18 protein-coding genes and 2 pseudogenes are annotated in these 25562 nt (G+C 71.3%); 13 read left to right on the plus strand and 7 right to left on the minus strand.

The annotated features are described in order from the left end of the window. Positions 1–314: 314 nt before the first annotated feature. From IE97_RS0105130 to IE97_RS39845, 8 genes and pseudogenes are all read left to right on the plus strand, one after another. The gene (locus tag IE97_RS0105130; RefSeq protein ID WP_030231797.1) at positions 315–4103 is read left to right on the plus strand and encodes a nitrate- and nitrite sensing domain-containing protein; all 3789 of its coding nucleotides are present in this window, start codon (positions 315–317) and stop codon (positions 4101–4103) included. Between the two features lie 9 nt (positions 4104–4112). Beyond that, positions 4113–4526 carry a roadblock/LC7 domain-containing protein gene (locus tag IE97_RS0105135; RefSeq protein ID WP_030231800.1) on the plus strand — a complete coding sequence of 138 codons (414 nt, stop codon included), beginning with the start codon at positions 4113–4115 and terminating at the stop codon, positions 4524–4526. A gap of 111 nt (positions 4527–4637) precedes the next feature. After that, positions 4638–5033 (plus strand): DUF742 domain-containing protein, encoded by a 396-nt coding sequence (locus IE97_RS0105140; protein WP_030231801.1) that lies wholly within the window; start codon positions 4638–4640, stop codon positions 5031–5033. Beyond that, a pseudogene (locus IE97_RS38205) lies at positions 5014–5516 on the plus strand (GTP-binding protein). The gene IE97_RS0105140 and the pseudogene IE97_RS38205 overlap by 20 nt, the downstream one beginning before the upstream one ends. Positions 5517–5894: 378 nt before the next feature. Beyond that, positions 5895–9200, plus strand: coding sequence for a nitrate- and nitrite sensing domain-containing protein (locus tag IE97_RS0105150; protein WP_030231802.1), 3306 nt, complete (start codon positions 5895–5897; stop codon positions 9198–9200). A 10-nt stretch (positions 9201–9210) separates the two neighbouring features. Then, on the plus strand, positions 9211–9624 hold the full coding sequence (locus IE97_RS0105155) for a roadblock/LC7 domain-containing protein (RefSeq protein WP_004983065.1): 414 nt from the start codon (positions 9211–9213) through the stop codon (positions 9622–9624). A 94-nt stretch (positions 9625–9718) separates the two neighbouring features. Next, positions 9719–10294, plus strand: a complete 576-nt coding sequence (locus IE97_RS0105160) for a DUF742 domain-containing protein (protein ID WP_030231803.1) — start codon at positions 9719–9721, stop codon at positions 10292–10294. Then, a pseudogene (locus IE97_RS39845) lies at positions 10275–10716 on the plus strand (GTP-binding protein). Before IE97_RS0105160 ends, IE97_RS39845 begins: the two are co-directional and overlap by 20 nt. 151 nt (positions 10717–10867) lie before the next feature. Here the strand turns inward: IE97_RS39845 and IE97_RS0105170 are convergent. From IE97_RS0105170 to IE97_RS0105185, 4 genes are all read right to left on the minus strand, one after another. Continuing rightward, positions 10868–11062 carry an acyl-CoA carboxylase subunit epsilon gene (locus IE97_RS0105170; RefSeq protein ID WP_030231806.1) on the minus strand — a complete coding sequence of 65 codons (195 nt, stop codon included), beginning with the start codon at positions 11060–11062 and terminating at the stop codon, positions 10868–10870. A 57-nt stretch (positions 11063–11119) separates the two neighbouring features. Beyond that, positions 11120–12703, minus strand: a complete 1584-nt coding sequence (locus tag IE97_RS0105175; protein WP_037837452.1) for an acyl-CoA carboxylase subunit beta — start codon at positions 12701–12703, stop codon at positions 11120–11122. A gap of 154 nt (positions 12704–12857) precedes the next feature. Beyond that, positions 12858–15140 (minus strand): polysaccharide lyase 8 family protein, encoded by a 2283-nt coding sequence (locus IE97_RS0105180; RefSeq protein WP_051704859.1) that lies wholly within the window; start codon positions 15138–15140, stop codon positions 12858–12860. 181 nt (positions 15141–15321) lie between these two features. Further along, complete coding sequence (locus IE97_RS0105185; protein WP_030231819.1) at positions 15322–16179, minus strand: SDR family NAD(P)-dependent oxidoreductase; 858 nt, start codon at positions 16177–16179, stop codon at positions 15322–15324. Between the two features lie 329 nt (positions 16180–16508). Between IE97_RS0105185 and hpnR the strand changes: the two genes are divergently transcribed. After that, on the plus strand, positions 16509–18008 hold the full coding sequence (gene hpnR, locus IE97_RS0105190) for a hopanoid C-3 methylase HpnR (RefSeq protein ID WP_030231823.1): 1500 nt from the start codon (positions 16509–16511) through the stop codon (positions 18006–18008). On the opposite strand, the gene IE97_RS41940 is transcribed toward hpnR, so the two are convergent. Then, positions 18005–18163 (minus strand): hypothetical protein, encoded by a 159-nt coding sequence (locus tag IE97_RS41940; protein WP_158708242.1) that lies wholly within the window; start codon positions 18161–18163, stop codon positions 18005–18007. The genes hpnR and IE97_RS41940 overlap by 4 nt on opposite strands. A gap of 74 nt (positions 18164–18237) precedes the next feature. On the opposite strand from IE97_RS41940, the gene IE97_RS0105200 reads away from it, so the two are divergent. The 3 genes from IE97_RS0105200 to IE97_RS0105210 all read left to right on the plus strand — a co-directional run bounded on the left by IE97_RS0105200 (position 18238) and on the right by IE97_RS0105210 (position 21397). Then, positions 18238–18825, plus strand: a complete 588-nt coding sequence (locus tag IE97_RS0105200) for a YceI family protein (protein WP_030231826.1) — start codon at positions 18238–18240, stop codon at positions 18823–18825. 218 nt (positions 18826–19043) lie between these two features. Further along, a complete protein-coding gene (locus IE97_RS0105205; protein WP_030231829.1) occupies positions 19044–19829 on the plus strand; it encodes a S1 family peptidase in 786 nt (261 codons plus the stop codon). Between the two features lie 389 nt (positions 19830–20218). Continuing rightward, a complete protein-coding gene (locus tag IE97_RS0105210) occupies positions 20219–21397 on the plus strand; it encodes a Cmx/CmrA family chloramphenicol efflux MFS transporter (RefSeq protein WP_037837455.1) in 1179 nt (392 codons plus the stop codon). A 168-nt stretch (positions 21398–21565) separates the two neighbouring features. On the opposite strand, the gene IE97_RS0105215 is transcribed toward IE97_RS0105210, so the two are convergent. After that, positions 21566–22903, minus strand: a complete 1338-nt coding sequence (locus tag IE97_RS0105215) for a hypothetical protein (protein WP_030231837.1) — start codon at positions 22901–22903, stop codon at positions 21566–21568. 143 nt (positions 22904–23046) lie between these two features. On the opposite strand from IE97_RS0105215, the gene IE97_RS39195 reads away from it, so the two are divergent. After that, the gene (locus IE97_RS39195) at positions 23047–23733 is read left to right on the plus strand and encodes an SLATT domain-containing protein (RefSeq protein WP_051704851.1); all 687 of its coding nucleotides are present in this window, start codon (positions 23047–23049) and stop codon (positions 23731–23733) included. A gap of 199 nt (positions 23734–23932) precedes the next feature. On the opposite strand, the gene cimA is transcribed toward IE97_RS39195, so the two are convergent. Then, on the minus strand, positions 23933–25486 hold the full coding sequence (gene cimA / locus IE97_RS0105225; RefSeq protein ID WP_051704852.1) for a citramalate synthase: 1554 nt from the start codon (positions 25484–25486) through the stop codon (positions 23933–23935). Positions 25487–25562 lie beyond the last annotated feature (76 nt).

Consider the following 25562-nt stretch of genomic DNA (forward strand, 5'->3'; position numbering starts at 1 on the left):
TCGCGGGCATACGCCCGGAATGAGCAACTCACTTTCTACGTCCGGTGACGCAACCCTCACGTGGTGTCACGTAGGTCACGGCCTGGTCTACGAGCCTTGTTGGAGATCCTGTGCTGTGCTGGAATGCCACGGACCGCCGCAGGATCTAGCCGGCGCACAGGGGGCGCACAGACGCGCCGAGTGGCGGCGAGAAGGGGGAGCCAGCGCCGGTCACTCACGACCACCACGGGGCGCATTCAGGGCGTCCCCAGTACGCCGACACCGTGCCCCGCCGTTCATCCGACGGGGTGCCTGGTCCAGAGGTTGCGACGCTAGTGCAGGGACGTTTCAAGAGGGATGGCAACGCTTCGGCGGAGCCGGAGCCGCACGGCGGGACTGGCCCCATGAATGGCGGCCCCTCGCCCCAGCACGCCCAGAACCCGGGCCCGGCCGGTGACGGCGGTGACCGCCCCGGGCGCCCCGGCGCGTCCGCACCTCCGGGGCCCGCGGGCCCGGCACCGGCTCTGAAGCCGGCGGCCGGCCCCTCCGGCCCGGGATCGCGAATAGCCCTGCGCAACTGGCGGATCTCCACCCGCCTGGTCTCGCTGCTCGCGCTGCCGGTGGTCGCGGCCACCTCGCTGGGCGCGCTGCGTATCAACTCGTCCATGGACGACATCCAGCAGCTCGACAACATGAAGCTGCTGACGGACATGACCAAGCAGGCCACCGAGCTGTCCGCCGCCCTCCAGGAGGAGCGCGACCAGTCGGCCGGCCCGCTCGCGCACGGCGGCAAGGCGACCGACTTCACGGTCAAGGGTCTCCGGGAGAAGACCGACCGGGCCAGGGACAACTTCATTGTCAGTTCCGAGGAGATCGACAGCGCCAGCAAGGACGGCAACCTCAAGGGCGTCCGTGAGTACCTCATCCAGATCGTCGGCGAGCTCGGCGACCTGGAGCAGATCCGCAAGAACGCGTACGACTCCGAGGGCAACTCCACGCAGACCGTCGAGGCGTACCACCGTCTGATCGAGAACCTGATCGACCTCTCCCAGGACATGGCGGAGGCGACCAGCAACCCGGACATGATCCAGCGCACCCGTGCGCTGGCGGCGTTCTCCTCCGCCAAGGAGTACTCCTCGATCCAGCGTGCGGCCCTCGCCGCGGCGCTGCCCTCGAGCAACACCACCACCGGCAAGCTCTCGCCGAACGACCGGCTCTACGCCCAGTCGGCCCTGGAGAGCCAGAACTCCGAGATCCGCAGCTTCAAGAGCATCTACGGCGAGGACGCCGCGGCCGAGCTGCTGAAGCCGATCGAGGGCGGCGGCAACTCCACGATCAAGGCGACCGACACCTATGCGAGCCGCGCCCTGATCTCGGCGAGCGGCCTCGCCCAGCAGGACAAGCGGTCCTACCGCGACTGGCTGGACGACAGCTCCACCAAGATCCAGCAGATGAAGAACATCGAGCACACGCTGCTCGAGGAGATGGAACAGAAGGCCCGCGAGCTGCGCAGCGCCACCGAACGCGACGCGATCATCTCCGGTGCGCTGATCCTCATCGTGCTCGGTGTGTCGCTGGTCGGCGCCTTCGTCGTGGCCCGCTCCATGATCCGCTCGCTGCGCCGCCTGGAGGAGACGGCCACCAAGGTCGCCTCCGACCGTCTGCCCGAGCTGGTCAAGCAGCTGTCCGAGTCCGACCCGCAGGACGTCGACACGTCCGTGGAGTCGGTCGGTGTGCACTCCCGGGACGAGATCGGCCGGGTGGCCGCGGCCTTCGACGACGTGCACCGCGAGGCGGTCCGCCTCGCCGCCGAGCAGGCCCTGCTGCGGGGCAACGTCAACGCGATGTTCACCAACCTCTCGCGCCGCTCCCAGGGCCTCATCCAGCGTCAGCTGTCGCTCATCTCCGAACTGGAGTCCCGCGAGGCCGACCCGGACCAGCTGTCGTCGCTGTTCAAGCTCGACCACCTCGCGACGCGTATGCGCCGTAACGGTGAGAACCTCCTCGTCCTCGCGGGTGAGGAGCCCGGCCGCCGGTGGACCCGCCCGGTTCCGCTGGTCGACGTGCTCCGTGCCGCCGCGTCCGAGGTGGAGCAGTACGAGCGCATCGAGCTGGCCTCGGTGCCGACCACCGAGGTCGCCGGCCGCGTGGTCAACGACCTCGTGCACCTGCTCGCCGAGCTGCTGGAGAACGCGACCTCGTTCTCCTCGCCGCAGACCAAGGTCAAGGTCACCGGTCACGCCCTGCCCGACGGCCGGGTGCTGATCGAGATCCACGACACCGGTATCGGTCTGTCGCCGGAGGACCTCGCGGCGATCAACGAGCGCCTCGCCTCTCCCCCGACGGTGGACGTCTCCGTGTCCCGCCGTATGGGTCTGTTCGTGGTCGGCCGCCTTTCGCAGCGGCACGGCATCCGCATCCAGCTCCGCCCGTCCGACTCCGGTGGTACGACCGCGCTGGTCATGCTGCCCGTCGACGTCGCCCAGGGCGGCAAGAAGCCCCAGCCCAAGCAGCCCGGCCAGCCGCCGCTCGGCGGTGGCGGTCCGGCCGCCGCGCAGGCCGCCGCCGGTGCGGCCGCGGCCCGGCGTGCGGCCGGTGCCGGCCAGGGCGGTGGCGCCCTCGCCGGCGGTCCGTCCGGTGGTGGCTTCGGCGGCGGTGCGTCCGGGGGCGGCCGGCTCGGTGCCGGTCAGGGTCCGCGGGCCGCGCTGCCCGGGCGGGACGGGGACGGTGGCCGTCCCGGTGCGCCGGGCGGAGCGCGTGGGCCGCAGGGCCCCGAGAGGTCCCCGTCGTTGTTCGACCAGGGAGCTCCCTCCGCTCCCCCGCAGGGCCGTCCGTCCCCGGCGGGCGCCGGTGGGGGCTTCGGGCAGGCGCCGGGTGCCCCGCAGGGCCTGCAGGCCGCCGGGACGCACGGACCGCAGGGCCAGGAGGCCTTCGGCGGTGGCCGGGGCACGCAGCGCCCGGGCGGCAACGCCGAGCAGGGTCAGGGCCGTCGGCCGCAGCTCCCGCCGCGTGGCGGTCCGCGGGCCGAGCTGCCCGGCGGTGACGCGCAGTCCCACGTGACGAACTGGAGCGACGAGAACGCCCAGCCGCCGGTGCCGCGCGCCTCCCTGGACGCCCCGCGCGGCCACGAGGAGCCGGACGCCGCCCGTACCTCTGCCATGCCGCGGATCAACGACCGGCAGGACCCGGGAGCGACCGCGGAGATGCCGGCCGTGCCGCGCGACGACCGGCAGGGCCCCGGCTCGTCGGCCGACTTCGGCAGCCCTCAGCACCAGGACACCTTCGCCCAGGGCGGGACCCAGGATTCGGGCCAGTTCGTGCGCCCCGACGTCTTCGGCGCTCCGGCCGGGCGCCCCGACCCGTCGTCCACGACGGGCCAGTTCCCGGCCTCGCAGTCCTACGACAGCGGCTCCACGGGCCAGTTCCAGGGTCCGCAGTCCTACGACAGCGGCTCCACGGGCCAGTACCCGGCATCCCGCCAGGACAACGGCTCCGGCCGGCCCACCCTCCCGGGTCCGGCCACGCCGGCCGACCCGACGGGCCGGGGACAGTACGAGCGGCCGCAGGTCAACGGCGGCCGGGCCGATGCCGACTTCGGCGCCCCGATTCCGCCCGCCCCGCAGGCGCGGCCGGCCCGGCAGGAGCCCGAGGCCCTGCCGCCGGCGTCCGGTCCGGGCGACGGGCGTACCCCGCTGTACGACACGCTGGAGACCAACTGGTTCCACGGCGGCCAGCAGGAGCAGCAGGAGCAGCAGCAGCCGCGGAACAACGGCTCTGCTCCGGCCCCGCAGCAGCCGCAGGCTCCCACCGGTCCGCAGCGGTCCGCCCCCGCCGGCTGGCGCAGCTCGCCGAACGACGACCTCGTCCGGCAGGCCGAGCGCGTCCGTCAGCCCGCCGCGGGCGGTGTCACCACCTCAGGCCTGCCTCGCCGGGTACCCCGGGCGAACCTCGTCCCGGGCACGGCTCAGCAGCAACCGCAGCAGAGCGGTCCGCAGATCTCGCGCGCCCCGGATGACGTGCGTGGTCGGCTGACCAATCTCCGGCGGGGTATCGCACAGGGTCGTCAGGCCGGGTCCACCCAGACCGGCAGCTTCCCTCGGCCCTCTCACCAGCAGGAGCGTTAGTTGAGTCCGATGAGCCAGGCGGCACAGAACCTCAACTGGTTGATCACCAACTTCGTGGACAACACCCCCGGGGTGTCCCACACCGTCGTCGTGTCCGCCGACGGCCTCCTCCTGGCGCTGTCGGAGGGCTTTCCGCGCGACCGCGCGGACCAGCTCGCGGCCGTCGCCTCCGGTCTGACGTCACTGACGGCAGGCGCCTCCCGGATCTTCGAGGGAGGTGACGTCGCGCAGACGGTCGTGGAGATGGAGCGGGGCTTCCTCTTCCTGATGTCCGTCTCGGACGGCTCGTCCCTCGCCGTTCTCGCTCACCCCGAGTGCGACATCGGCCTCGTCGGCTACGAGATGGCGCTCCTGGTCGACCGCGCGGGCGCGGTCCTCACCCCCGACCTGCGAGCGGAACTCCAAGGCAGTCTGCTCCACTGATCGGCCCCGGCACCACCTGTCTCACCACATCACCGTCCGGCTGCCACACACCCCACACAGGCCTCGTCTGACGGCTCGACTGACCGACTTGCTGTCCCGCCCGGAGGACCCATGACCCCGCCCCCCGCCTCTCATGATCCGTACGCGGAGCCGTACGAGGACGAGGGCGACCAGCCGCTGGTACGGCCGTACGCCATGACCGGTGGCCGGACACGTCCGCGCTACCAGTTGGCCATCGAGGCGCTGATCAGCACGACCGCGGACCCGGCCTCGCTCATGGCGCTGCTCCCGGAGCACCAGCGCATCTGCCACCTGTGCCGTGAGGTGAAGTCGGTCGCCGAGGTCTCGGCCCTGCTCAACATGCCGCTGGGGGTGGCCCGGATCCTGGTCGCGGACCTCGCCGAGGCCGGTCTCGTCGCGATCCACCAGCCGGGCGGCGACGATGCCACCGGCGCACCGGACGTGACACTGCTCGAAAGGGTGCTCAGTGGACTTCGCAAGCTCTGACGCGGGTCGTTCCACCACGTCCGCGAAGATCGTGGTGGCAGGTGGCTTCGGCGTGGGCAAGACCACGTTCGTCGGTGCCGTCTCGGAGATCAACCCGCTGCGTACGGAGGCCGTGATGACCTCCGCCAGCGCGGGCATCGACGACCTCACGCACACCGGGGACAAGACGACCACGACGGTCGCCATGGACTTCGGCCGTATCACCCTGGACCAGGACCTGATCCTGTACCTGTTCGGTACGCCGGGCCAGCGGTGGTGCTCGTGGACACCCGGCGCCTGGCCGACTGCTTCCCGGCCGTCGACTACTTCGAGAACAGCGGCCTGCCGTTCGTCATCGCGCTGAACGGCTTCGACGGGCAGCAGCCGTACACGCCGGACGGGCCGGACGCCCCGATCATCACGACGGACGCCCGGCACCGGGCGGATGCGAAGAGTGCGCTGATCACGCTGGTCGAGCACGCTCTGATGGCACGGCTGAGGTAGCACACCAATTCAGAAGCCGCATACGGAAGTTGTCGTAGATGCACTGGAGCCGGCTGTGTCCTTTGACACGGTCGGCCAAGGTGTTCATAACGTTTCGGCAGAGGAATCGGGTGGTACGGCCACGCGTCGCGCACATCCGGTCTCGCTGCGCGCACAATCGCCCCGCCTTTTGGCGGGGCTTGCTCTTTATGACCGTTTTACCTGGGGCTTACATCCCCTGGAATCCGCCCCCCGGACTGTTTGGAAGAGCGCAGGTCGTCGTGCTGGAATGCCTGAACTGCCCAATAGTCAATGACGTACTCGTCAGTCGATGGCGTGTTGGGCTCTGAGACACTGCGGCACAACGTTGGTGCCGACCGCCGAGAGGTTGTTGGTCGAGTGAGGCGAAGCAAGAACAGTCCCGAGCCGTCGGCCCGGGGCAACTTCACCCCGCCGCCGCGCACAGCGGCGCCCGCCCCCGTGCCCGGTTCGGAGCCGACGGCCGCGCCCGCCGAGAGCGGCGGCCGTCTCTCCCCGCGCAACTGGCGCGTGGCGACCAGGCTCAACGCGATCCTGCTCATACCCGTGCTGGTCGGCCTCGTCATGGGCGGCTTCCAGGTGAAGAGCTCGATCGACACCTGGCAGGAGGCCGAGGACGCGGAGAACACCGCGCGTCTCGTGCGGGCCTCCCTGCTGTACGCCAACGCCCTCTACAACGAGCGTGACGCCTCCGCGGCGCCCCTGCTGAAGGGCAGCGCCCAGACCGCCCAGGACAAGGCGACGGTCACCCAGGTCCGCAAGGCGACCGACAAGGCGGCCGACGCCTTCGACGCCGCGGCCCAGAACATGCCGGCCAAGCCCGGCCTCGAGCGCCGGCTGAAGCTCTTCCGCGAGGCGGAGCCCAAGCTGCAGACGCTGCGCCAGGCCGCCTACACCTCCAGGCTCAAGGGCGTGCAGACCGAGGAGGGCTACGTCGAGATAGCCCACCCGCTGACGGAGTTCGCCAACGAACTGGGCCTCGGCACCGGCAACATCACCAGCTACGGCCGGACCGTGTACGCCATCGAGCTCACCAAGGCGGCCCTGTCGCTGCAGCGCTCCATCGGCATGCACATCCTGATCAAGCCGGGCCCGGACGACGGCAACCTGGCCAGCCAGCGCATCGCCCTGTCCTCGTACGCCTACCTCGAGCGCATCGCCATCGGCGAGTACATCGGCGGTGGCACCGAGCAGGACGCGGCCAAGCTGAAGGCGGCCGAGGCCAAGATCAGGGCCGACGGTGCCGCGATGGCCCGGGAGGCCAAGGCCAAGAACCCGGACTACGTCGCCCCGCCGTCCAAGCCGGAGACGATGGTCTCGGCCGTCGCGACGCTGCAGAGCACGGACCCGAGCGCCCGCGCGGCACTCGCCGAGCAGGGCGTCACCGCCGAGAACTGGTGGGCCGTCAACACGCTCAAGTTCAACGCGTACGAGAAGATCGAGCAGGACCTGGCCGACAAGGCCGTGAGCGAAGCCTCCGACATCGCCGACGACGCCCAGCGCGACGCCTACATCACCGGTGCCGCCGTCGTGGTCGCCCTGCTCCTGGCCTTCATCCTGGCCGGTGCGGTCGCCCGCCAGATGAGCCGCTCGATGCGCCAGCTCCGCAACGCCGCCTTCGGCATCGCCGAGCAGCGCCTGCCGATGCTGGTCGACCAGCTCTCCCGCACCGACCCCGGCCGCGTCGACACCCGTGTCCAGGCCATCCCGATCTCCACCACGGACGAGATCGGCGAGGTCGCCCGGGCCTTCGACCAGGTGCACCGCGAGGCCGTCCGGCTCGCCGCCGAGCAGGCCCTGCTGCGGGGCAACATCAACGCGATCTTCACCAACCTGTCGCGCCGCAACCAGTCGCTGATCGAGGGCCAGCTGACCCTGATCACCGACCTGGAGAACAACGAGGCCGACCCGGACCAGCTGGAGAACCTCTTCAGGCTGGACCACCTGGCGACCCGTATGCGCCGCAACGGCGAGAACCTCCTGGTCCTCGCCGGCGAGGAGCCCGGCCGCCGCTGGGACCAGCCGGTGCCGCTGGTCGACGTGCTGCGCGCCGCCTCCTCCGAGGTGGAGCAGTACGAGCGCATCGAGCTGTCCGGCGTCCCCGAGGCCGAGATCCACGGCCGGGCCGTGACCGACCTCGTGCACCTGCTCGCCGAGCTGCTGGAGAACGCGACGACGTTCTCCTCCCCGCAGACCAAGGTCCGCGTCACCGCGACCCGTCTCCCCGACGGCCGCGTGATGATCGAGATCCACGACAAGGGCATCGGCCTGACCGCCGAGGACTTCGCGGACATCAACCACAAGCTGGCCAACCCGCCGACCGTGGACGCCGCGATCTCGCAGCGCATGGGTCTGTTCGTGGTCGGCCGGCTGTCCGACCGGCACGGCATCCGCGTCCAGCTGCGCCCCTCGGGCGAGCAGGCCGGTACCACCTCGCTGGTCATGCTGCCGGACGCGATCACCCACGGTGGTGGCGGCGAGCAGCACGTGGACCGCGACGAGTTCACCGTCTCGCAGATCATCCCCGAGCAGAACTTCGGCGGCGAGAACTTCGGCCAGCCCATGCGCACGGCGGCGGAACTCGGCTTCGACGACAGCCGCTACTCCGACGTCCCCGACGACATACGCGAGCTGGACCCCGTCGGCCGCTCCCTGATGCGTGAGGAGCGCCGGGCGGCCCTGGAGGCCCAGTCGCACGGCGAGCAGCCCGCCCTGCCCGGCCGGGACGCCCAGGAGCACCCGGAGGCGCCCGGCTACCCCGAGGAATACGGCCAGCAGCAGGGCTACGACGCCGGCCAGGCCTACGACACCGGCCGGACCGGCTACCCGGAGCAGCCCGCCACGTACGACCGCCAGGCGTACGGGGAGCAGCAGGCGCCGTACGAGGAGCAGCGGCAGACGGCGTACGAGGAGCCGCAGCGGCCCGCGTACGACGAGCAGTACTACGCGCCGAACGGCGGCCTGCCGCAGAACGACACCTTCTCGCCGGGCGGCGGCTACCCGGAGCCCTCCTATGCGGAGCAGGCCCAGGAGGAGCCCTCGGCGTCCGGAACGGGCGTGCCCGAGAGCTTCCCCGCGTTCGAGCAGCGGCGCCACCAGGACGACTGGCCTCAGCAGGACGGCTACCAGAACGGGTACCGGAGCCAGTACCCTTCTCAGGCCCAGGAAACGGAATCTGCGCAGGCCGCTGACGCGAGTGAGCAGGACCGCGTAGGCTTCGACCGTCCGGGACCGGCCCACTCCGCCGCACCCTCGCTGACCGACGCCGGGCTTCCCCGCCGCGGAGCCACCGCGAGCGGTGCGAACGGCACGGGCGGCGCGCGGAACGTGAGCCAGGAGCCGCCGGCCTCCGCACCGGAGAGCAACGGCGACAGCAGCTGGCGCTCGGCGAACGACGAGCGCTGGCAGCAGGCCTCGCAGCTCCGGAAGCCCAGGGCGGGCGGGGTCACCTCCTCCGGCCTGCCGAGGCGGGTACCCAAGGCCAACCTGATCGAGGGTTCCGCCGAGAGCACCCCCCAGGGGGGCCCACAGGTCTCCCGCGCCCCGGAGGACGTCCGGGGCAGGCTGAGCAACCTGCGCCGGGGTGTCCAACGCGGACGCAGCGCAGGCAGTGAAACGAACGGCCAGGGCTTCGGTCCTGACAGCACCTACAACCAGGAGCGTTAGTGTGAGCCCGATGAGCCAGGCGGCACAGAACCTGAACTGGTTGATCACCAACTTCGTGGACAACACCCCGGGGGTGTCCCACACGGTGGTGGTCTCCGCCGACGGACTCCTTCTGGCGATGTCCGAAGGCTTCCCCCGCGACCGCGCCGACCAGCTCGCGGCCGTCGCCTCCGGTCTGACGTCACTGACGGCAGGCGCCTCCCGGATCTTCGAGGGCGGGAGCGTCAATCAGACGGTTGTGGAGATGGAGCGGGGATTCCTCTTCATCATGTCCATCTCCGACGGCTCGTCGCTCGCGGTTCTCGCGCATCCGGAGGCGGACATCGGCCTCATCGGATACGAGATGGCGCTGCTGGTGGACCGAGCCGGTACGGTCCTTACCCCGGATCTTCGTGCGGAGCTCCAGGGGAGCCTGCTCAACTAATCGACGGACGGTGCGTTTTGGCGTCCCGTGGCCGTAAGGTTTCGGGACGCGGCTCCACAGCGATGGGTGCCAGGCACAGTCGGAGGAGGAGAAAGTGGCAACACCCCCAGGCGGTTCGTCGGGCAACTGGTCGTACGACCCTGCCCAGGGGCAGGGCGACGGTGGTCAGAACCCGAACCGTTACAACTTCCCCTCCGCACCGAGCCACCGGCAGCCGTACACGCCGCAGGGTCCCGGCCCGTCGCCGTACGACCAGCCGTCGGCCCCGCGTATCCAGCCCGTGCAGCCGCAACGCCGCACCCCCGAGCCGGCGCCCGCCGGGGCGTCCAACAACCCGTTGGTGCGTCCGTACGCCATGACCGGCGGCCGGACCCGCCCGCGTTACCAGCTCGCCATCGAGGCGCTGGTGCACACCACTGCGCAGCCGCACCAGATGCAGGGCCAGTTGCCCGAGCATCAGCGGATCTGCAACCTCTGCCGGGAAATCAAGTCGGTCGCCGAGATCTCGGCGCTCCTCACGATCCCTCTCGGCGTGGCCAGGATCCTCGTCGCCGACTTGGCGGAGGCGGGACTGGTCGCCATCCATCAGCCCGGCGGCGACGAGAACGCCGGCGGCCAGCCAGACGTGACACTGCTCGAAAGGGTGCTCAGTGGACTTCGCAAGCTCTAGCGGCGGTCCTTCCCGCTCCACCACCTCGGCGAAGATCGTGGTGGCGGGTGGCTTCGGCGTGGGCAAGACCACGTTCGTCGGGGCCGTCTCGGAGATCAACCCGCTGCGTACCGAGGCCGTCATGACGTCAGCTTCGGCCGGCATCGACGACCTCACCCACACCGGGGACAAGACGACCACGACGGTCGCCATGGACTTCGGCCGTATCACCCTGGACCAGGACCTGATCCTGTACCTGTTCGGTACGCCGGGCCAGCTTCGAGAACAGCGGCCTGCCGTTCGTCATCGCGCTGAACGGCTTCGACGGGCAGCAGCCGTACACGCCGGACCCGATCATCACGACCGACGCGCGGCATCGGGCCGATGCGAAGTCGGCGCTGATCACGCTGGTGGAGCATGCGCTGATGGCGCGGCTTCGCTAGTCAGTTGCTGTGGGACAGCCCCTGGCGGCCTCTGGGCTGCCGGGGGCTGTCGCGTTGCCGGGTGCGGGTTGTTTGTGGTTTCTCGCGCAGTTCCCCGCGCCCCCAAAAAAGAAGGCCCCTCCAGGAGGGGCCTTCTTTTGGGTTCTGGGACTCAGCGCCAGCTGTGCGGGGCGCGGAAGCCCGGCTCGCGTTCCAGGCGGCGCCAGCCGGCCTTGGCGCGGCCTCGGTGGGTCGGGGTCGAGTCGGTGGGGCGGGCGGCGGCGCGGGCCAGGAGGATCGCCGTGATGGCGGCGACTTCCTCAGGCTCGGCGTGGCCCTTCTCGACGCGGATGTCAGGCAGGTCCATGGGTGTCAGTCTCCGTGAGAGAGAGGTCCGCGGGGTTGCCGCGGCGGGTCCGCCGGGTTACTGGGGCGGGTTGCCGTGCTTGCGGGAGGGCAGGTCGGCGTGCTTGGTCTGGAGCATCGCGAGCGACTTGATCAGGACCTCGCGGGTTTCCGAGGGGTCGATCACGTCGTCGACCAGTCCGCGCTCCGCCGCGTAGTAGGGGTGCATCAGCTCGGACTTGTACTCCTTGACCATGCGTGTGCGCATGGCCTCGGGGTCCTCGGCCTCGGCGATCTGGCGGCGGAAGATGACGTTGGCGGCACCCTCCGCGCCCATGACGGCGATCTCGTTGGTCGGCCAGGCGTAGGTGAGGTCCGCACCGATGGACTGGCTGTCCATGACGATGTACGCACCTCCGTAGGCCTTGCGCAGGATCAGCGAGATCCTCGGCACGGTCGCGTTGCAGTAGGCGTAGAGGAGCTTCGCGCCGTGGCGGATGATCCCACCGTGCTCCTGGTCGACGCCCGGGAGGAAGCCGGGGACGTCCAGAAGGGTGATGATCGGGATGTTGAAGGCGTCGCACATCTGGACGAAGCGAGCCGCCTTCTCGGACGCCTCGATGTCCAGGACACCGGCCAGGACCTGCGGCTGGTTGGCGATGATGCCGACGACCTGGCCGTCCATCCGGCCCAGCGCGCAGATGATGTTGCGGGCCCAGCGCTCGTGGACCTCCAGGTACTCGCCGTCGTCGACGATCTCCTCGATGACCTTGGCCATGTCGTACGGCCGGTTGCCGTCGGCCGGGACCAGGTCGAGGAGGACGTCCGAGCGGCGGTCCACCGCGTCCGTGGACTCCGTGCGGGGCGGGTTCTCGCGGTTGTTCTGCGGGAGCAGCGAGAGGAGGTAGCGGACCTCGGCGATGCAGGTCTCTTCGTCGTCGTAGGCGAAGTGGCAGACGCCGCTGGTCTCGGCGTGGACGTCCGCGCCGCCCAGGCCGTTCTGGGTGATCTCCTCGCCGGTGACCGCCTTGACGACGTCCGGGCCGGTGATGAACATCTGCGAGGTCTCACGGACCATGAAGACGAAGTCGGTGAGGGCGGGGCTGTAGGCCGCGCCGCCCGCGCACGGGCCCAGCATGACGCTGATCTGCGGGATCACGCCCGAGGCCTTGGTGTTGCGCTGGAAGATGCCGCCGTAACCGGCGAGGGCCGAGACGCCCTCCTGGATGCGGGCGCCCGCGCCGTCGTTCAGCGAGACCAGGGGCGCACCGGCCGCGATGGCCATGTCCATGATCTTGTGGATCTTCGTGGCGTGGGCCTCGCCCAGGGCGCCGCCGAAGACGCGGAAGTCATGGGCGTAGACGAAGACCGTGCGGCCCTCCACCGTGCCCCAGCCGGTGATCACACCGTCGGTGTACGGCTTCTTGGTCTCCAGGCCGAAGCCTGTCGCCCGGTGCCGGCGCAGCTGCTCGACCTCCCGGAAGGAGTCCGGGTCGAGGAGGAGCTCGATGCGTTCCCGTGCGGTCAGCTTGCCCTTGGCGTGCTGCGCCTTGGTCGCCTTCTCACTCGGTCCGGCCACCGCCTGCGCACGGATCTCGTGCAGTTCGGCCACGCGTCCGCGCGCGTCGGTCGGCTCACCCGGCGCCTCATCCAAAACGGTCATGTAGCGACCTTACGAAGCCGACCGAGGATTGCGGGCCGTCGACTCCTCACAGTCTCCGGCCTGTTTTCCTGGTACCCCTGAACAGAACCGGGGCCTGGTGCAGCCTTTCCGACTGCTCAGAGGGCGTGTTGCTTGTAGGGGTCGCACAAAGCCGTCAGCCGAGAGTCACCTCACACATGTGTGGGGCGCATGCCTCCCCCGGGGTGACGCGCAGGCGCAGCCGGCGGCCCGTGGAGAGTACGTCGACCGACTCGTCCGCGCGGACGACCCGGCGGACCGGGCGGTTCCAGGTGATCTCCAGCGGCTCACCCGTACGGGGCGGTTCGCTCACGCAGAGGGTAGCGGTCCGGCCCCGGCGGACGGCCAGCACGCTCGCGCCGGCGGAGGCGGTGAGCGGGCCCGCCGTGCCGGCCTGCCAGAAGTTCGCGGCCGTGCAGCCGAGCGAGGGCACGGTGACCGCCTGGCGGCCGGCGTCGTTGGCGAGGACCGACAGCCAGCCGCGGTCGGCGGCGCGGCGCGCGACCGCGCGGCGGGACGCCCCGGGCATCAGGACGTAGGCGTAGCCGGCGTCCTCGGGGTCGGTCCCGTGGTCGAGCCAGAGGGTCTGCCAGCGGCGGGTGCGGCGCTCCGGTGCGCCGCCGGTGTTGATGTCGGACCAGGCGCCGGTGCGGTCCTCGCGCAGTGCCCGCGGCTCGCCGTCGAGGAACACCCAGCCGCCGTGGCCCTCAAGGTGGGCCCAGTCCGGGCCCCGGACGAAGCGCTGGGTGCCCGACTCGCCGAGGTTGCGGTTGTCGACGACCGTCTCGACCGGGACGCCGTCGGCGCAGCTGATCCCGGCGCCCAGGCAGATCACCGCGTCAGCGAGGCAGAACCAGGACTTGCGGGCCTGGAGGGTGGAGCCGAGGCCCTTGAGGTGCTGGCCGAGGGCCGCGTACTCGCCGTCGGTGGTGCCGCCGACCCAGCGCACGTCCGGGCGGGCCGCGCCCCACTCGCCGCCTTCCCGGTCGGCGAGGCGCTTGGTGGAGACCGTGACGCCGGGCAGGCGGTACCAGTCGACGGTCGGCCAGAACCAGTCCGTGTACTGGTCGCCGGTCCCGGCCCACCAGCTGACCATGCCGGCACCGGTGTGCCAGCCGCGTGGGTTCTCGCCGTTGCCGCACTCGTAGTGGGCGATGCGGTCGCTGGCCATGGCGATGTTCACGGTGAAGCCGGGGCGTCGGTGGACCGCACGGTCCATGGCGGCGAAGAGGCGGTGTCCGACGGGTTCGGGCGCGGCCGGGACGGGCGAGGCGGCGACCGCGTGCAGCCGGGCCAGGTCGGCCACGCCGAACTGGCGTGCCGAGAGGACCGGGGTGACCGTGTCGCGTTCGATCCAGCCCTTGATCCGGGCGTGCCAGCGGTCGCGTTCCGCCGGGCTCGCGCCGGTCGCGAGGAGGGCGATGGCCGCGATGAGCTGATGGCCGTGGAAGTGGTCGCCTCGCATGACCGCACGGTCGTCGTTGCTGAGGAGACCGCGGCTGATGGCCCGGCCGTTGACGCTGTCCATGACCAGTCCGTCGTGGATGAGCGGCGCGTAGGCGTGCTCGACGCTGTCCAGGATGATCTGCCGGTTCGGGTCGGTGACCTCCCAGTCGGTCCCGGCGAGCAGGGCGAAGAGTCTGCCGAGGCCGTCGAGCAGGACCTGCCCGTAGGTGCCGGAGTAGGCGACCCAGGTGTGCTGCACGAAGGAGCCGTCGGCGTGGAGGCCGTCGCCGCGGGTGACGTACGGGAAGACCGGGGAGAGCGCGTCACGGGCGAGGGCGATCTTGGCCGGGGCAGGGCCCAGGATGCCGCGCAGGGCGACGGAGCGGCACAGGTCGACGCGGTTGGCGCCGGTGGAGGTGCCGGAGTAGTCGCCGAGGGCCGAGTCGGGGACGAAGTGGTCGACGGCGGCGCAGGCGGCGGCGACGCGGGCGCCGTCCAGCTGGTCGTACAGGGCGGCCGTGATGTCCATGAGCAGCCGTGGGCTGCCGATCTGCCATTCCCACCAGTTGCCGTAGCGGGTGGTGGTGGGGTTGTAGACGGTGGCCGAGAGGTGGTCGAGACCGCGCAGGATGCCTGCGAGCAGGCCGGGGTCGGCGGTCGAGCCGGTGCCCTGCTGGAGGTAGGCCTGGGTCATGGTCCACAGACGGCTGTAGCTGCGGGTGATGCCGGACGGCGGGTCGAAGGGGTGGCCGGGCCAGAGGGAGTTCGCCGTCGGTGCCATCCCGGCCCACAGGTCGCGGGCGAGCCGGCCGGTCTCGGCGAGGCGGGAGGCGTACGGCTGTGCCGTCGCGTCGTAGCCGGTGCCGAGGGCGATGCCGAGCCACCGCCGCCGGAGGGTTTCGTAAGGGTCCGCGCCAGGAGCGTCCGGGACACCGGGCCGGGGCGTCGCACCGCCGGTCGCCGCCAGGGCCATGGCCGTCAGCAGCAGGGCACGGCGGCTGTGGCCGGGCAGGGCGGCGGAGCGGGCCGTGAGACGGGAGAAGGCGCGACGGCGGGGAAACATGCCCATGCCCTACCACCGAGAGAGTGCCCCTGAACGGGAGATCCAGCCAAGTGACCGGGACGGGAGCAGCGGCGCGTGCGTCAGCGCGTCGTCAGCCGAAACGGTGCAGCAGGCGGCGGTGGAGGCCGGGCGCGAGGCCGCGGACGCGGACGGGGAGGCGCAGCCAGGCGGGGATGAAAGCCTCGTCGTGATCCCGGCGTACGGCCTCCCAGATCGCGTCGGCGACGCAGCCGGGCGGGACGAGCCGGGGGCGGGCGCGACCGTGGGGCCTGCCGCGGCGGGCGAAGAAGGCCGTGTCGACCGGTCCGGGCATGATGAAAGTCGCGCCCACGCCCGTGCCGCGCAGCTCCTGGCGCAGTGCCGCGGCGAAGGCGGCCAGCCCGGCCTTGGCGGCGGAGTACACCGCCTCCTCCCGCACGCCCACACAACCCGAGATCGAGCCGATCAGCACCACGCGGCCCCGCCGGGCCGCGATCATCGAAGGCAGGACCTCGCGCACGAGGTGGAGCGTGGCGTTGAGGTCCAGGGCCAGCACCCGGTCGATGTCGGTGTGCGGCATGGCGGCGAAGGGGCCCACCCAGCCGATGCCCGCCCCGGCGATCAGGACGTCGATCCGGCCGGTCGTGCGCAGCGCGGACTGGGCCAGCAGGCGCGGACCGTCCGGGGCGGCGAGGTCGGCGGGCAGCACGACGGCAGGTGTGCCGGACGCCGTCCGCTCCAGTCGGTGCCGGTCGCGGCCGCTGAGGAGGAGTTGCCAGCCGTCCAGGGCGAAGCGCCGTGCCGTGGCGGCCCCGATGCCGGAGGAGGCCCCGGTGATCAGGGCCACGCGCCGGTCCAGACGTGGTGGCGGCCCGTACACGCGCACGCGTGCGGGGGCGGGGGCCGCCGGGCGGCGTGGGGCGGCGCCCGCCGGTGGGTCGTGGGCCGAGCCGGAGCCGGTGAGTGTCACGAGTCGCTCTCCCCTGCGCTGTTCATCCGCCGTGGTCTCGTCTGTCTCCCTGCGGTCCTTGCAACGGAACCTCGTCTTCCAGGACACCGCCATCGCGGTGCCCCGCGCCAGTTCGGGGACCCGGATCCTGGACGGCCTCACCCGTTCCGGCGTGCCGTGTCCGGCAGGTGGGTGGCGGACCACGCCTTCCGTACCGGATCGGGCAGGACCACCCCTGCGTGCCGTGCGATGCCGCCAGGCGGCGGTATGGGCAGTACGGGACACCGCCCAGCCGGGATACGAAGGACGCAGCCCTCCGTGTCCCGTACGGCTCCCGTGGCGAGGTGACCATGCGCGTGCTGCTCGTCCACCCCAGTGCCCTGATGTACTCCGAACTCTTCTTGCGGCTGGAGCCGCTGGGGCTGGAACGGGTGGCCGGCGCCGCCCGCGAAGCCGGCCACGAGGTGCGGGTCGTCGACCTCCAGGTGACGGGGCACCGGTCACTGCGCGACGAGGTGCGGTCCTTCCGGCCGGAGGCCCTCGGCATCTCGCTGAACTACCTGGCGAACATCCCGGAGGCGATCGAGCTGGCCGCCGAGGTGAAGCGGGTCGTGCCGGGCTGCTTCGTGTTCCTCGGCGGACACAGCGTCTCGTTCGTCGCCGAGGAGGTGCTGGAGCAGGCCGAGGGGGCGGTGGACGCCGTGGTGCGCGGGGAGGGCGAACCGGCGATCGCACCCTTGTTGGAGGCCGTGTGCGAGGGGGGTGTGGAGGGCGTGCCGGGCATCGTCACGGCCGCCGGGCGGGGACCCGCGCCGCTGATGCTGCACGGCATCGACACGCCGCTGCCCGCACGGGACCTCATGCGCCACCGCAGGCGCTACTTCATCGGAGAGCTGGACCCGTGCGCCTCCATCGAGTTCACGCGCGGCTGCCCGTGGGACTGCTCGTTCTGCTCGGCGTGGACGTTCTACGGCCGCAGCTACCGCAAGGCGTCACCCGAGGCGGCGGCCGAGGACCTGGCGAACATCCGTGAGCCGAACGTCTTCATCGTCGACGACGTGGCCTTCATCCGGCCCGAGCACGGGGACGCCATCGCCGCCGAGGTGGAGCGGCGCCGCATCCGCAAGCGCTACTACCTGGAGACCCGCAGCGACGTCCTGCTGCGTCACCCCGAGGTCTTCGCACGCTGGGCCCGGCTGGGGCTGCAGTACATGTTCCTGGGGATGGAGGCCATCGACGCGGAGGGCCTGGAGCTGTACCGCAAGCGGGTCAGCCCCGATGAGAACTTCCGCGCCCTCGAGACGGCCCGCCGTCTCGGCATCCAGGTCGCCATCAACCTGATCGTGGACCCGGCCTGGGACGAGGAACGCTTCCGGGTGGTGAGGGAGTTCGCGCTGGCCGTGCCGGAGATCGTGCACTTCACGGTGATGACGCCGTACCCCGGTACGGAGATCTGGCACACCGAGTCGCGGCGCCTGACGACCCGCGACTACCGGCTCTTCGACATCCAGCACGCGGTCGTGCCCACCACACTTCCCCTGGAACGCTTCTATGAGGAACTGGTGCGCACCCAGGCCGTCATCAACCGCAAGCACCTGGGCCTGCGCACCGCCGTCGGCGCGGCCCGGGTCCTGACCCGCAACCTGCTGCACGGTCAGACGAACTTCGCCCGCATGCTGTGGAAGTTCAACCAGGTGTACAACCCGCGCCGGCAGCTCGCCGACCACAGCCGGCCCGTGCGCTACGAACTGCCCCTGCCGCAGCACCTCGACGTCGGCGACCGGCGCCGGCTGTACGTGCACGACCGGGGCGCGACGCAGGGCGCGCCCTCCCGCCGGACGACCGACTAGCTGCGCGCGCCGCCCCAGCCGCATCCGGCGCAGCCGCTTGTGGGGGCCAGCGCCGCGTGGGTCAGCGCCGCCAGCAGGTGCGGCCGGTCGAGGAGCTTTCCGAGGGCGTCCGCGTACACAAGGGCCAGCCGGCCCCATCCAAAGATGTTGAACATTGAACAGAATGGGTCTACGGTGGACCGTGCCGAGGTAGTTCAATGCTCAACATGATCGCAGGAGGCGTACCCCCATGAGCATCTTCAGCCGCAACGACACCGAGACCGCCCCCGCCACCGACCTGGCCGCCCTGACCGGCGACTACACGATCGACCCCGCGCACTCGACGATCGGATTCGTCGCCCGGCACGCCATGGTCACCAACGTCAAGGGCGGCTTCCAGGACTTCACGGGCACGCTGCACCTCGACGGCACCGACCCGTCGCGGTCCACGGCCTCCATCGACGTCGTGATGAACAGCATCAGCACGGGCAACGCCGACCGCGACGGCCACCTGAAGAGCGCGGACTTCTTCAGGACCGACGAGTTCCCCACCATGACCTTCCGTTCCACCGCGGCGGAGGACCTGGGCGGCGGCGACTACCGCATCACCGGCGATCTGACGATCCTCGGCACGACCCGCCCCCTCTCCATCGACCTCGAGTTCAACGGCGCCGCGAAGGACCCCTTCGGCAACGAGCGCGTCGGCTTCGAGGGCAAGGCGGAGATCCTGCGCTCCGAGTGGGGACTCACCTGGAACGCCGCACTGGAGACCGGCGGCGTCCTGGTCTCCGACAAGATCAAGCTCAACTTCGACATCTCGGCGATCAGGAACGCCTGAGCCGGCGGCCACGCCGTACGGGTGGGCCCCGTGCGGCGTGGCCGAATCGGGCCCCTTGTGTGAAGTCTCGGGACGTTCCCATAATCCAGCAGCACAATTTTGACCGGTCCATGCCAGCACATGGACGTTCTTTTTGTCCCTGCTACTGTCATGCGCTCGTCAAACTGATGCTTCGGTTGCACATCTCCCCGAGTCAACCCCCCACGGAAGGCATCACGTTGAAGAGACTCCTCACGGCCCTCAAGAGATGCGCGGTCCTCGGCGCCGCCGCCCTCGCCGTCGCCAGCCTGCAGCCCGTCTCCGCCGCGCAGGCCGCCCCGTCGCCCGTCGTGGGCGGAACCCGTGCCGCCCAGGGCGAGTTCCCGTTCATGGTCCGGCTCTCCATGGGCTGCGGCGGCGCGCTCTACACCCAGCAGATCGTGCTCACGGCCGCGCACTGCGTGGGCAGCTCCGGCAACAACACCGGCATCACCGCCACCGCGGGGGTCGTCGACCTCCAGTCCACCAGCGGCCGGGTCCAGGTCCGCTCCACCAAGGTGCTCCGCGCCCCCGGCTACAACGGCACCGGCAAGGACTGGGCGCTCATCAAGCTCGCCCAGCCCATCAACCTGCCGACCCTGAAGATCGCCACCACTGCGCAGTACAACACCGGTGACTTCACCGTCGCCGGCTGGGGCGCCAACCGCGAGGGCGGCTCCCAGCAGCGCTACCTGCTGAAGGCCACCGTGCCGTTCGTCAGCGACGCCGCGTGCAAGGCCTACGGCGGTCTGTACAGCGGCCTCGTCGCGAACGAGGAGATCTGCGCCGGCTTCGACGCGGGCGGCGTGGACACCTGCCAGGGCGACTCCGGCGGACCGATGTTCCGCAAGGACAACGCCGGCAACTTCATCCAGGTCGGCATAGTGAGCTGGGGCGAGGGCTGCGCCCGGCCCGAGGCTCCCGGCGTCTACACGGAGGTCTCGACGTTCGCCTCCGCCATCGCCTCGGCGGCGTCAACCCTCTGACTACCCCTTCGTTCCCCCGTGCGGGCCCGGTGCCGTCGAGCGCCGGGCCCGCACGCCCTCGGCTTGCGCCCGCTGCACCAGCAACTCCGCGCGTCTGTTCGCGAACATGGGCGATGGCATCCGGGGAGATGCCCAGGCCGCCCCGCTTGGACCGCGCTCCTCCGCCCAGGCGCGGGAGGCGTGCGGAAAACCGGTGGACCCGGTCCCCAGGGCGAACCTAGTCTGCGGGGCATGTCCAGCCCCGAGGCGTCCAGACTGCGGCCACCGGCACTCCGGTGGCTGCTCGTGACGCCGATGCCGGGCCGCTGAGGCTGCCCGCTCGCTCCGCTGCCGGTGTGCCGTCCGACGTGTCGTGTCCGTCGTTCGACTTCCGGGTGCGGAGTTTCCTCATGCCGTTCGCTCTTCTTCTGCTGGGCCTTGCCGTGTTCGCGCAAGGCACGTCCGAGTTCATGCTGTCCGGGCTGGTGCCGGACATAGCGCGGGATCTGGGGGTGTCCGTTCCCGCGGCCGGGGCGCTGACCTCGGCGTTCGCCGCGGGGATGGTCGTCGGGGCGCCGCTGGTGGCGGGGCTCGCGCGGCGCTGGCCGCGCCGGGGTGCGCTGCTGTCGTTCCTCGTCGTCTTCCTCGCCGTCCACGTCACCGGTGCGCTCACCAGCAGTTTCGAGGTCCTGCTCGTCACCCGGGTCGTGGGCGCCGTCGCCAACGCCGGGTTCCTCGCCGTCGCTCTCGTGGCCGCCGTGGGCATGGTCCCGCCGGACGCCAAAGGGCGGGCGACGTCCGTGCTGCTGGGCGGGGTGACACTGGCCTGCGTGGCCGGGGTCCCCGCCGGGGCCGTGCTGGGCGAACTGTGGGGATGGCGAGCGGCGTTCTGGGCCGTCGCGCTGGTGTCGGTGCCGGCGCTGGTGGCGGTGGCGCGGTCCGTGCCGGGCGGCGCCGCCGGGGGTGCGCCGCCCGCGCTGCGGGGTGAGCTGCGGTCGCTGCGCAGTCCCCGGCTCGTGGTCACGCTGCTGCTGGGAGCCCTGGTCAACGGCGCGACGTTCTGCACCTTCACCTATCTCGCGCCGCTGGTCACCGAGGTGACGGGCCTGGGCGGCGGCTGGATTCCCGGGGTGCTCGCGCTCTTCGGGGCAGGGTCGTTCGCGGGGGTGACCGTCGCGGGCCGGTTCGCCGACCGGCGTCCCGTGCCGGTGCTGGTGGGCGGGGGCTTCGCGGTGTGCGTGGGCTGGTGCCTCCTCGCGCTCGGGGCCGGGCACCCCGCCCTGGCGCTCACGCTCGTCTTCGTCCAGGGGGCGCTGTCCTTCGGCGTCGGAGCGACACTGATCTCCCAGGCCCTCTACGCGGCCCCGGGGGCACCAACGCTGGCCGGCGGTCTCGCCACGGCGGCGCTCAACGTGGGCGCCGCGCTGGGCCCCTGGGCGGGCGGCGCGGCGATCGGCGCCGGGTTCGGCTACCGGTCGCCGGTGTGGGTCAGCGCGGGGCTGGTCGTGCTGGCGTGGGGCGTGGCGGGGGTGGTGCGGCGACAGCGACGGCACCAGGTGGAGCGGGACACAGGGGTGTCGCGGCGCTGAGTCCAGCCGGTGGGACGGTACGGGTCGCGGGGTGCTCCCCGCCGCCCGCCCGGGGACTCAGGGGCGGGAGCGACGAGGTGCGGCAGCGGGTCGCGTGAACCGCACCGGGCAGGCCTCGCAGACCGAGGCGTTTCCCGAACCGAACGCGCGCCGTGCCGCAGGGGCTCGTCAGAAGCCGCCGCCGAAGTCTCCCCCACCACCGAAGTCCCCGCCGCCGAAGCCGCCGCCGAAGTCTCCGGTGTCGTAGTCCGCGCCGGAGACGTCGCCGCCCTCGTAGCCGCCGAAGTCGCCGTAACCGGAGCCGTAGTCGGCCGCGTAGGCGGGGCCGGCCATCATGCTGCCGAGCATGGTGCCGACGAGGAGGCCGGGCAGGAGGCCGCCGCCGAAGTAGCCGCCGGCCCACGGGCCGTACGCCGGGCCGGCCTCCCAGTACGGGCGGCGGCCGTAGTCGGTGTCGACCTCTCGGATCAACGGGTCGCGGCCCTCGGCGAGACGGGTCCGGTCGGCCGCGCAGACCGGGACCTCGCGTTCGGTGCCGCCCTGGGGCGTCCAGCGGGCGTCGGCGACCGAGGGGCCGTGGCGCGGGTCGAAGAAGCACGGCGGGCGGCGCTCCGGCAGCGGGGCCCCCGTGCGGCGGGCCGCGAGGCGTGCCAGGGAGAACCGGCCGTCCTCCACGGCCTCGGTGACGGCCTTGACGTCCTCCGGCCTCGTCGCGGCCGCCATCAGGGACTTCGACCGCTCGTAGGCGTCCAGGGCGCGTTCGTAGTCGGTACGCATCGCGTCGTCGGCGCCCGGCTCCCCGGGATGGAAGTCGAGCCGGTCCAGCTCCTCACCGAAGGCCGTGATGTCCTCGTCGACCACCACGCGCAGCTTCTCCAGCGCGGCCCGCTGCTCCTCCTCGTGGCGGCGGCGGTTGCGCCGTGCCAGCGCGTAGGCACCCGCGCCGCCGGCCGCGACCAGGGCGCCGACCGTGATCAGACCGCCGACCGGTACATCGCTGCCCGAGCCGTCGCTCCAGCTGCTCGGCGCCGAACCGCCCACGTTGCGCAGGGCGCCGTCGACGAAGTCGTTCAGCTGGGCCTTGGCGTCGCCCGCGCCCTGGACGGCTGTGACCAGGTTGGACACCGACTGAGCGCTCATCACCGCGCTGTCCGCCCTGGCGTCGAACTTCTCGCCGAGGCGGATGCCGTACAGGCCGGTGACGCCGGTCTCGGTACGGAGGTTCTTGAAGAGGTCCTGCGTGGGGTAGTCGGCCGGAAGGACCGCCACGAAGACGGGCTTGTCCGCGTCCTTGATCTTGTCGGCGAGCGCCTCGGCGTCCGATGCGGCGAGCTGGTCGGAGGCGGCGGGATCGACGTAGACGGGACTCTCACGGAGCTCGTTGGCGACCTTCGACAGATCGGTGGCCGCGTGCGCCCCGGGCGCACCGACCATCAGCACCGCCAGTACGGCGGCGACCGGCACGATCAGCAGACGTACGACGGTGCGTACCAGCGCGGCCTTCATATCTTCGAAGCTACCCGAATCGGGACAGAAAGGGACATCCGTCAGGGTCAAGAATTCCGGGGGGAGCTGCGCCTACGATGCCTTGTCACCGCGGTGGGGCCTCTCCGGCCCACCGGTTCAGCAGAAGGGGCGGGTACAGGGGCATGTTCGGAAGACGCAGGGCCGCGGACATCACGGTGTCCGCACTCGCCGAGCTGGACCGGTCGCGTACGCGGGCCGACCTGCTGTGGGAGCTGTTCCGGCATGCCGAGGCGGAGGTGACGGGGGCGATCGGCTGGTACCTGGCGCGGCGCCGGGGGCCATCGCTGTGGTCGCGTTCGTTGCGGGCGCTGGCCGCGTTGCTGGTCATAGTCGGCTCGATCACGCCACTGGTGCACGCGGCTGCCCCTACGACCGTGCAGCCCGAGTGGGGTTTCGTCTTTCTGGCCGGCGGGGCGGGCTGCGTTCTGTTCGACCGGATCTTCGGCTTCTCGGCGTCCTGGACGCGGTACATCCGCACGGAACTGGCCCTGCAGCAGATCCTGAAGCGGGCGCAGTCCGAGTGGTCGCAGACGTTTCTGCGAACCACCGACTCCCCCAGCGACAAGGAGCAGGCCGCGCTGCTCGGGGTCATCGAGCGGTTGCGCACGGACGCCCAGCGGATCATCGAGGACGAGGGCTCGGCATGGGTCGGCTACCTGGCCGACGGGGTGGAGGAACTGACCCGCTCCACGTCCCACGCCTCCGGGCAGCGTCCGGGCGGAGCGGGGCTGTTTCGGCTCGACCGGGTGCCGGGGCGGGAGCGGGGTGGTGACGCCCCCGTGCCGAGGTCTCGCGACACGGCGATGTGAGACTCGGCAGCTCGGCGTTTCCAGGTGCTCGGCGTTGGTGCTGACGCCGGGGCGTTGCGCAGCCCGGCGGTGCGGGGTGCCGCTGCGCCCACCCGTGCCGCCCCCAGCGGCACGACTGCCCGCAGCTGGGACAGCCCGCACCCGCGCATGCACGGAAGGGGACGTGTCGGGGGGTGTCCGCCCGCAGCTGGTTGGCGCGTCAACGGACAGTCAATTGATCTCCGACCCCATCGCGCCGTTCCGAGGACGTCGACCATTCGCCGGAGCCGTCCGACGTGGAGATCAGTACGCGGGTCGTCGAGTTGGTGCCGTGCCTGCCCTCCAGGATGCGGACCTTGTAGTCCACCAGCTCCAGCTTGGCGAGCTGGGGATAGATCTTCTCCAGGCCGACGCGCAGCGCGCGGTCCAGCGCGTTGACCGGCCCGTTGCCCTCGGCCGTGGCGACGATGCGCTCGCCCTTCGCCCACAGCTTCACCGTGGCCTCGTTGGCGTGGGACCCGTCCGGCCGGTCCTCGACGATGGCGCGCCAGGACTCCACCTCGAAGTAGCGCAGCGGCTCGCCCTGGACCTCGGTCCGCAGGAGCAGTTCGAAGCTCGCGTCCGCCGCCTCGTACGTGTAGCCCCTGAGCTCGCGCTCCTTCACCCGCTCGACCACCCGGCCGACCAGCTCCCGGTCGCCGCCGAGGTCGATACCGAGTTCCTTGCCCTTGAGCTCGATGGACGCCCGCCCCGCCATGTCGGAGACCAGCATCCGCATGGTGTTGCCGACCAGCTCGGGGTCGATGTGCTGGTACAGGTCCGGGTCGACCTTGATCGCCGAGGCGTGCAGGCCGGCCTTGTGGGCGAAGGCGGAGAGGCCGACGTAGGGCTGGTGGGTGGAGGGGGTCAGGTTGACCACCTCGGCGATGGCGTGCGAGATGCGCGTCATCTCGCGCAGGTGCCCCTCGGGCAGGACCTTCTTGCCGTACTTCAGCTCCAGCGCCGCCACGACCGGGAAGAGGTTCGCGTTGCCGACGCGCTCCCCGTAACCGTTGGCCGTGCACTGCACGTGCGTCGCGCCCGCGTCGACGGCGGCCAGGGTGTTGGCGACCGCGCACCCCGTGTCGTCCTGGGCGTGGATGCCGAGCCGCGCGCCGGTGTCGGCCAGAACCGTGGAGACGACCGCCTGGATCTGCGCCGGGAGCATGCCGCCGTTGGTGTCGCAGAGGATCACCACGTCCGCGCCGGCCTGGGACGCCGTCCGGACCACGGACTTCGCGTACTCGGGGTTCGCCCGGTAGCCGTCGAAGAAGTGCTCGCAGTCGACGAACACCCGGCGGCCCTGCTCCGTCAGGAACGACACCGTGTCGCGGACCATCGCCAGGTTCTCGTCCAGGGTGGTGCGCAGGGCGAGTTCGACATGGCGGTCGTGCGACTTGGCGACCAGAGTGATCACCGGGGCGCCGGACTCCAGCAGCGCTTTGACCTGCGGGTCCTCCGCGGCGGTGGTGCCGGCCCGTCGGGTGGAGCCGAAGGCGACCAGCTGCGCGTGCCGGAAGTCGATCTCCTCCTGGGCGCGGGCGAAGAACTCGGTGTCGCGGGGGTTCGCGCCGGGCCAGCCGCCCTCGATGAAGCCCACACCGAAGTCGTCCAGGTGGCGAGCGATGGCGAGCTTGTCGGCGACGGTGAGGTTGATGCCCTCCCGCTGGGCGCCGTCGCGCAGGGTGGTGTCGAAGACGTGGAAGGAATCGTCGAGCTCGCTGCTTGCGGTCATGGTCTCAAGGCTCCTGAGGATGGGATCTCGGTCGTACCGGAATGACCGGCTCCACCGCCCTCACATACTCCCTCGC

The organism is Streptomyces sp. NRRL S-455, assembly GCF_000717875.1.
Taxonomy (GTDB): Bacteria; Actinomycetota; Actinomycetes; order Streptomycetales; family Streptomycetaceae; genus Streptomyces.

What these genes read in the sequence shown, in the direction of transcription:
- IE97_RS0105210 (WP_037837455.1), top strand. Translation starts at nt 20,219, where the DNA reads ATGCCGTTCGCTCTTCTTCTGCTGGGCCTTGCCGTGTTCGCGCAAGGC.
- IE97_RS0105170 (WP_030231806.1), bottom strand. Translation starts at nt 11,062, where the DNA reads ATGGACCTGCCTGACATCCGCGTCGAGAAGGGCCACGCCGAGCCTGAG.
- IE97_RS39195 (WP_051704851.1), top strand. Translation starts at nt 23,047, where the DNA reads ATGTTCGGAAGACGCAGGGCCGCGGACATCACGGTGTCCGCACTCGCC.
- IE97_RS0105175 (WP_037837452.1), bottom strand. Translation starts at nt 12,703, where the DNA reads ATGACCGTTTTGGATGAGGCGCCGGGTGAGCCGACCGACGCGCGCGGA.
- IE97_RS0105215 (WP_030231837.1), bottom strand. Translation starts at nt 22,903, where the DNA reads ATGAAGGCCGCGCTGGTACGCACCGTCGTACGTCTGCTGATCGTGCCG.
- hpnR (WP_030231823.1), top strand. Translation starts at nt 16,509, where the DNA reads ATGCGCGTGCTGCTCGTCCACCCCAGTGCCCTGATGTACTCCGAACTC.
- cimA (WP_051704852.1), bottom strand. Translation starts at nt 25,486, where the DNA reads ATGACCGCAAGCAGCGAGCTCGACGATTCCTTCCACGTCTTCGACACC.
- IE97_RS0105140 (WP_030231801.1), top strand. Translation starts at nt 4,638, where the DNA reads ATGACCCCGCCCCCCGCCTCTCATGATCCGTACGCGGAGCCGTACGAG.
- IE97_RS0105200 (WP_030231826.1), top strand. Translation starts at nt 18,238, where the DNA reads ATGAGCATCTTCAGCCGCAACGACACCGAGACCGCCCCCGCCACCGAC.
- IE97_RS0105155 (WP_004983065.1), top strand. Translation starts at nt 9,211, where the DNA reads ATGAGCCAGGCGGCACAGAACCTGAACTGGTTGATCACCAACTTCGTG.
- IE97_RS0105180 (WP_051704859.1), bottom strand. Translation starts at nt 15,140, where the DNA reads ATGGCCCTGGCGGCGACCGGCGGTGCGACGCCCCGGCCCGGTGTCCCG.
- IE97_RS0105135 (WP_030231800.1), top strand. Translation starts at nt 4,113, where the DNA reads ATGAGCCAGGCGGCACAGAACCTCAACTGGTTGATCACCAACTTCGTG.
- IE97_RS41940 (WP_158708242.1), bottom strand. Translation starts at nt 18,163, where the DNA reads ATGTTCAACATCTTTGGATGGGGCCGGCTGGCCCTTGTGTACGCGGAC.